Origin of the sequence: Nocardia sp. NPDC060220, from assembly GCF_042727815.1 — a bacterium.
Taxonomy (GTDB): domain Bacteria; phylum Actinomycetota; class Actinomycetes; order Mycobacteriales; family Mycobacteriaceae; genus Nocardia.
Genome location: NZ_JBHWZY010000424.1, coordinates 1 through 5,888, shown reverse-complemented (window position 1 = coordinate 5,888; position 5,888 = coordinate 1). Strand labels below are relative to the sequence as shown.

At 69.2% G+C, this 5,888-nt stretch carries 6 protein-coding genes; 1 reads left to right on the top strand and 5 read right to left on the bottom strand.

Translation table 11 applies throughout. The features are described from left to right. The 3 genes from ACFWF3_RS21385 to ACFWF3_RS21375 form a co-directional block, all read right to left on the bottom strand. Positions 1-338 (bottom strand): ABC transporter ATP-binding protein (locus ACFWF3_RS21385; protein WP_379314997.1); only part of this gene is annotated, 338 nt, incomplete at its 3' end. Then, positions 335-1,471, bottom strand: coding sequence for a FecCD family ABC transporter permease (locus ACFWF3_RS21380; protein WP_379314998.1), 1,137 nt, complete (start codon positions 1,469-1,471; stop codon positions 335-337). The genes ACFWF3_RS21380 and ACFWF3_RS21385, both read right to left, overlap by 4 nt. Positions 1,472-1,482: 11 nt before the next feature. Continuing rightward, entirely contained in the window at positions 1,483-2,529 is a 1,047-nt protein-coding gene (locus ACFWF3_RS21375) for a FecCD family ABC transporter permease (RefSeq protein ID WP_379314996.1), read from the bottom strand. Positions 2,530-2,639: 110 nt separating this feature from the next. Here ACFWF3_RS21375 and ACFWF3_RS21370 point away from each other — a divergent pair, with 110 nt between their 5' ends. Further along, positions 2,640-3,338, top strand: coding sequence for a hypothetical protein (locus ACFWF3_RS21370; RefSeq protein WP_378995192.1), 699 nt, complete (start codon positions 2,640-2,642; stop codon positions 3,336-3,338). Between the two features lie 94 nt (positions 3,339-3,432). Here ACFWF3_RS21370 and ACFWF3_RS21365 read toward each other — a convergent pair whose 3' ends face one another. Both ACFWF3_RS21365 and ACFWF3_RS21360 read right to left on the bottom strand, forming a co-directional pair. Continuing rightward, complete coding sequence (locus ACFWF3_RS21365) at positions 3,433-4,863, bottom strand: wax ester/triacylglycerol synthase family O-acyltransferase (protein WP_379314995.1); 1,431 nt, start codon at positions 4,861-4,863, stop codon at positions 3,433-3,435. Further along, on the bottom strand, positions 4,860-5,870 hold the full coding sequence (locus tag ACFWF3_RS21360; protein WP_378995341.1) for an alpha/beta hydrolase: 1,011 nt from the start codon (positions 5,868-5,870) through the stop codon (positions 4,860-4,862). Before ACFWF3_RS21360 ends, ACFWF3_RS21365 begins: the two co-directional genes overlap by 4 nt. Positions 5,871-5,888 lie beyond the last annotated feature (18 nt).

The window sequence follows — 5,888 nt, the reverse complement described above, 5'->3', positions numbered from 1 at the left end:
AACCAGGACTGATGCGGATGACGTCCCCGCGCGACGAGATCGGCGACGGTGAGCCCTTCGGGCGCGACCGGAGTCTGCGGCAGCATGCCGATCACCCTGGCCACGTCCTTGGTCTTCATCGACGAGATGGCCTTGCCGTCGAGGACGACCTGTCCCGCGCTGGGGCGCAGCAGCCTGCCCAGCGATTTCAGCAGTGTCGACTTGCCGCAGCCGTTGGGGCCGATGACCGTGGTGACCACGCCGGGCGCGATGTCGAGGCTGAGCTCGTCGACGATCACCCGCTCGCCGTAGCCGAGGGACACGGCGTCGGCGGCGAGGCGATGAGCGGGGCTGGTCATGAGAGCGTGGCCTTCCGATTCATGCGGACGAGCAGGTAGAGCAGGAACGGTCCGCCGAGCGCGGCGGTGACGATACCGACCGGCAGGTCGACGGGCAGGAGTGCGCGCGAGATGACATCGGCCCCCGCGACCAGTGCGGCACCGGTCAGCGCCGAGGCGATCAGGGGCTCACCCGCGGTCCGCAGCGCCATTCTCGCGATCTGCGGTGCGGCGAGGGCGACGAATCCGACCGGCCCGACGGCGGCGGTCGCCACCGAAGCCGCCACGACCGACGCGCCGATGAGCAGTGCCTGTTGCGACTGGATCCGCACACCGAGCACTCGGGTCGAGTCCTCGCCGAGGCGCAGCGCGGCCAGTGTGCGCGCCGACACCAGCGACACCATGGTCACGACGGACAGCGCGATGACGGCGGGGACGACCCTGGACATGTCGGCTCCGTTGAGCGACCCGGTGAGCCACAGCTGGGCACGGGCGGCATCGGTCAGGCTGGCGCGGGTGAGCAGCCAGCTGATCACCGACATCAGGACCGCGTTCACGCCGATGCCGATCAGGACGAGCCGGAACCCGGTGACCCCGCGTTCGCCGCCGCCCCCGCGGCCCCAGGCCAGTAGATAGATGACGACCGCGGTCATCAGGCCGCCGGTCAGCGCGGCGATCGGGGCTCCCACGGTCGCGACCAGTCCGGTTGTCGCACCACCGCTGCCGACCAGCACCGCGACGGCGCCGACGCTGGCGCCGGTGGTGATGCCGAGGACGTCCGGCCCGGCCAGTGGGTTGTGCAGGATCGACTGCATCAGCGCGCCCGACAATCCGAGCGCGGCTCCGACGACCACGGCTGTCAGCGCCCGTGGCAATCGTGATTCGATGATGATGAAGCGCTGGGATCGGGTGCCGCCGCCGCCGAGCACGTCGAGGACGCGTCCCAGGGGGATTTGGGTATCACCGACGGCGATGTCCAGGCAGAACAGTGCGAACACCGCGACCGCCAGTGCCACGACGACGCCGAACACGACCGGCCGCAGCACCAACGACACCGGCCCGACCCGCAGCGCGGGTCGCACCCGGCGCAGCTCGGTCACTGCCCGGTCGGCGTTCGCGGGTTCGGCGGCGACCCGGTCGGCGGCCTTGCCCATCTCGACCCCACTCACAGCGCCACCAACTTCTTACGGCGCACCAACGCGATGAAGAACGGCGCGCCGATGGCGGCCAGCATCACCCCGACCTGGAGTTCACCGGGCCGGGCGATCACCCGCCCGGCGACGTCGGCGACGAGCAGCAGCAACCCGCCGAACAGCCCGGAATAGGGGATCAGCCACTTGTTGTCGGGTCCGGTGATGGTCCGGGCCATGTGCGGAACCACCAGCCCCAGAAACGCGATCGGCCCGATCGCCGCGGTCGCCCCGCCGCTGAGCAGCACCACCGCGAGCAGGCCGAAGGCCCGCGCCCGGGTGACGTCGACGCCGAGTCCGCGGGCGACATCGTCACCGAGGCTCAGCAGATTCAGGCTGGGTGCCGCGGCCATGGCCATGCCGAGGCCGATCACCAGAAACGGCAGGACCTCCCAGAACACTTCCGCTTCGCGCCCGGCCACGTTGCCGACCACCCAGAACCGATAGGTGTCGAGCGCCGCGTTGTCGAGCACGATGATCGCGTTCGTCATCGCCTGGAGGAAGGCGGTGACCGCGGCCCCGGCCAGGATCAGGCTCAACGGACTCGCCTTGCCCCCGCCGATCGAGGAGACCCCGAACACGATCACCCCCGCGATCGCCGACCCGGCGAAGGCGAACCAGATGTACTGCGCGGGCGCGGTGAACCCGAACAGGAAGATGCTCAGCGCGGCCAGAAAGCCCGCGCCCGCATTCAGTCCTAACAATCCGGCATCAGCGAGCGGATTCCGGGTATACCCCTGGATGAGCGCGCCCGCGACGCCCAACGCCACTCCGGCGACCAGGGCCAATGCGGTGCGCGGCAGACGCAGCTCACGCACGATTTCCTCGGCGGTGGAGCGGGCCGGGCATCGGAACGGGCCGCCGTCGCAGCCGAAAGCGTGTGTGACGGCGTCGAACACCGTGGTGGGTGCGAGCGAGCGGGTGCCGATGGCAATGCTCGCCACCACCGCCACGGTGAGCAAGACAACGAGCAGCAGAAGCCCGGTCAGACGACGACGTCTGACGGTGCCAGGGTGGATCACGGCGACGAACTTCTCCTGCCTCGAAACCGGACACGACTTGTGAAGTCTGGTAAGCCTAACCTATGTTCCGAGACATCATCGTCACGGGAACCAACGTTCGAGGAGGTTCGATGTCCGAGCCCGTCACCACCGCTACGTCCCGCACCACCGCCGCGTTCGACCGCGCCTGTGCCAGGTTGCAAGCGCTGCAACCCGAGCATCCGCGCGTGTATGCCGTCGCGGCGATGAGCGGGCAGGGCAAACGGCGATGGTGGCATGTGCCCAACGGGCTGTCCGAGGGCCGCGTCGAGCTGATGTACCGACGGCACGCCGCGGAGATGATCAACGACGAGATCGCCGCCGAAGTGGTGGCCACCGCGCTCATCCACGCCGTGGCGGGCCGCGTCACGGCACTGTTCGTGATGGACGCGCACGCCTGGGATCCGGGCCGCGACAACCTGTGGATCCACCACGACAACGACGGCGGCATCGACTGGGCGGGCTTGTCCGACACCACGATTCGCGTCGTCGACTGCGATCCCGAGCCGGGTGCGGTCGCCTTCCCCTGTGAAGCCGCCATGGCGGTTTGGCTCGCCCAACGCTGCGCGTCGTCGCTGATCCCGCTGCAATCGGTCCTCACTCGCTGCTCCGGTCTGCCCGCTCGCCGGTTCTGGACCCTCGTGGGCGAATCCATCATCGGCGCGGCGACCTACGTCCCCGATCTGGCACGCGCCGATGTCTCCGCGGGCGCGCGCCGTGGCCAGCTGCTGCTCGGTGCCTTCGAGGAACGCGGTCTCCCGGTGCGCCGCAGCAGCTGCCTGCAGCGCTAGTCATATCTGGACGGTTGATCATCAGGATCTCACGTCGGTATCCGCCGCGCGAATCCGGTGATCGCGGATACCGGCGGGGTCGGGCGGCCGCCGCTCAGGAGCTGGTCGGCGCCGCTTTTCCGAGGGCGTGCAGGGCGGCGGCCAGTGCGCGGAACGAGGCGAGGATCAACTCGCCGTAGTGCTCCGGGTCCGGCATCATCGCGGCGTTCGTCGTGACCGCGATGACGATCTCCTCACCCTGCGAGGTGATCAGGTGACGCAGGCCGTCGCCGTCGAGGATGGGCAGTGACCCGACCGCTCGACGAACCGGCCGGTCACAGAAGACCAGGGTGTCGGTCACCGGCGGCACGTTGCTGATCGTGGTGTTGCAGAACGGCACTGTCGCCGCGTCGTCGAAACGCCGTTGCGCCCTTGCCCATCCGGCGGCGCGCAGCAGCAGCGCGGGCGCGGTCTGCACCCGCCGGTCGGTGCGTTGTACCACCGGGTCGGCGGTGCGCTGTTTGGCGCGGCCCGCCGACTGCTGAATCGCGGTCAGCCGCTCGATCGGGTCGGCGATATCGGTGTGCAGGTCGACGATCATCTGGCTGAGCTGATTCGCCGAATCCCATTCGGCGACACCGCGCATCGACATCGGCACCATGGCGGCCAGCGCGCCGTCGGGTGTTTCGTCGTGCTCGGCGAGGTAGGTGGCCAGTGCGCCGGAGATCGTCGTGAGCATCAGGTCGTTGATCGTGACCCGGTGGGGCGCCGCGGTTTTCGCGGCGAGCACCTCCGGCATCGGGATCGGCAACAGGTGAAAGGTCAGCTCCGCACCGATGTCCCGGTTGAATCGGGTGGCCGGGCGCTCGGCGACCGGATCGTGGACGGTACCCGCATCGATCAGGGCCCGCAGCTCGTCCTGCGCCTTCCGCGCACGGCGCAGACCGGCGACGAAGCGTACCGGCGCCGCCGCGAGCGCGCCCGCGGTGCGCGCCGCGGTGGTCAGCGGCCGCGCCTCGTCGAGCCGGATCGCGGGGGCGGGTTCGGTGCCGAACAGCCGCCGCTCGAGTGCCCGGGTCGCTACGCCGTCGCCGACGCTGTGGTGGAACTTCAGCGCCACGACCGTGGTCGTGCCCGGCATCGCCGGTACGCCCTCGACGCGGTCCAGCACATGGACCTCCCATGGTGGTCGTGTCAGATCCATCCGGGCGGAGGTGATCTCGGCGATCCGGGCGCGGGCGTCGTCCCACGAACCGGGGAGGTCCAGGGTGACGTGGTCGCGCACCGACAGGGTCGGGTCGGGCTCCCAGTACGGCAGATCGAGATCCATCGGGACGCGCCGCAAGCGCCGGTGGAACAGTTCCGCGTGGCCGATGCTCGCGCGCGCCCAGTCCAGTACCTGGGCGATCGTCAGCGGGGCGTGGCCCGACGCGTCGGCGAAGTAGACCGCGACGATGTTCGACAGATGCCGGTCGGTCTCGTCGTAGACGAACACGGCGTCGCGCGGACTCAGTCGCCGGGAGCCCACCCGGAGTTCGGCGCTCATAGGCCCAGGGCTGTCGCCATCATCGGCCAGGAGGCGTGGAGGTCGTCCTCCCAATAGCCCCACGAGTGGGTACCGGTCGGTCGGATGTTGTAGGTGATATTCGTGCGGCCGAGCTCTCGGGTGCGCTGGGCCAGATTCGCGGTGCAATACGCCGTCGCGGCTTCGATACCGCCGCCGACGAGCATTTGATTCGTGAGAATCGAAGTCGGATTCTTTCCGTTGATATGCACGCGCGGATTCGACAACGTGTCGTGTGGTCCCGGCAACCCGGTGCCCGCGGAAATATATATCGGGATATTCGGCAAACGATGGGCTTGCACGTAGGGATCGTGCTCGCGCCAGGCGGCGTCGGTCTCGGGACCCCACATGTTCTCGGTGTTGCCGCCGCCCATCCGCACGACGAGGGAGACGAAGGCCCGGCCGATCGGATCGCTGGTCATCGCGCACCCGCTGTACGCGGAGACACTGCGGTACAGGTCGGGCGCCTGGATCGCGAGATCGAGGACCGAGGTTCCCGCCATCGAGATACCGGCGAGGGAGTTGACGCCGTCGGTGCCGAAGGCGGCGTCGATCACGGGCGGCAGCTCCCGGGTGAGGAACGTCGTCCACATGTTGTTGCCGTTGTTCTCGAGGTTCTTCGCCAGGCCGGCGTCGGGTCGCTGCCAGTCGGTGTAGTAGCTGAACGCGCCTTCCATCGGGATGACGACGTTGACGTGTTTGTCCGCGAAGAACCCACCGGCATCGGTCTGACCGGGCCAGTTGGCCGAATCCTCGCCGCCGCCCGCGCCGTTCAGCAGATACAGCGTCGGTGCCGGGGTCGAGGTGTCGACCGGCCGGAGCACCCGCAGGGCGATCGTGCGATCCATGGCGGGGGAGTAGACGCTGATATCGGCGACCTGGCCGGACTGCGTCTGGCTCATCAGGCGCGCGCCGGGCGCGGCCGAAGCCTGCGCGCGGTCGACGAACAGGGGCGTCGAGGCCAGCGCCAGGACGCAGACGGCCGACATGATCGCGCGGAGCATTTC

Bases quoted from the DNA above. Each gene is read 5' to 3' on its own strand.
- ACFWF3_RS21360 (WP_378995341.1), bottom strand. From the start codon at position 5,870: ATGTCGGCCGTCTGCGTCCTGGCGCTGGCCTCGACGCCCCTGTTCGTC.
- ACFWF3_RS21365 (WP_379314995.1), bottom strand. From the start codon at position 4,863: ATGAGCGCCGAACTCCGGGTGGGCTCCCGGCGACTGAGTCCGCGCGAC.
- ACFWF3_RS21380 (WP_379314998.1), bottom strand. From the start codon at position 1,471: ATGGGCAAGGCCGCCGACCGGGTCGCCGCCGAACCCGCGAACGCCGAC.
- ACFWF3_RS21370 (WP_378995192.1), top strand. From the start codon at position 2,640: ATGTCCGAGCCCGTCACCACCGCTACGTCCCGCACCACCGCCGCGTTC.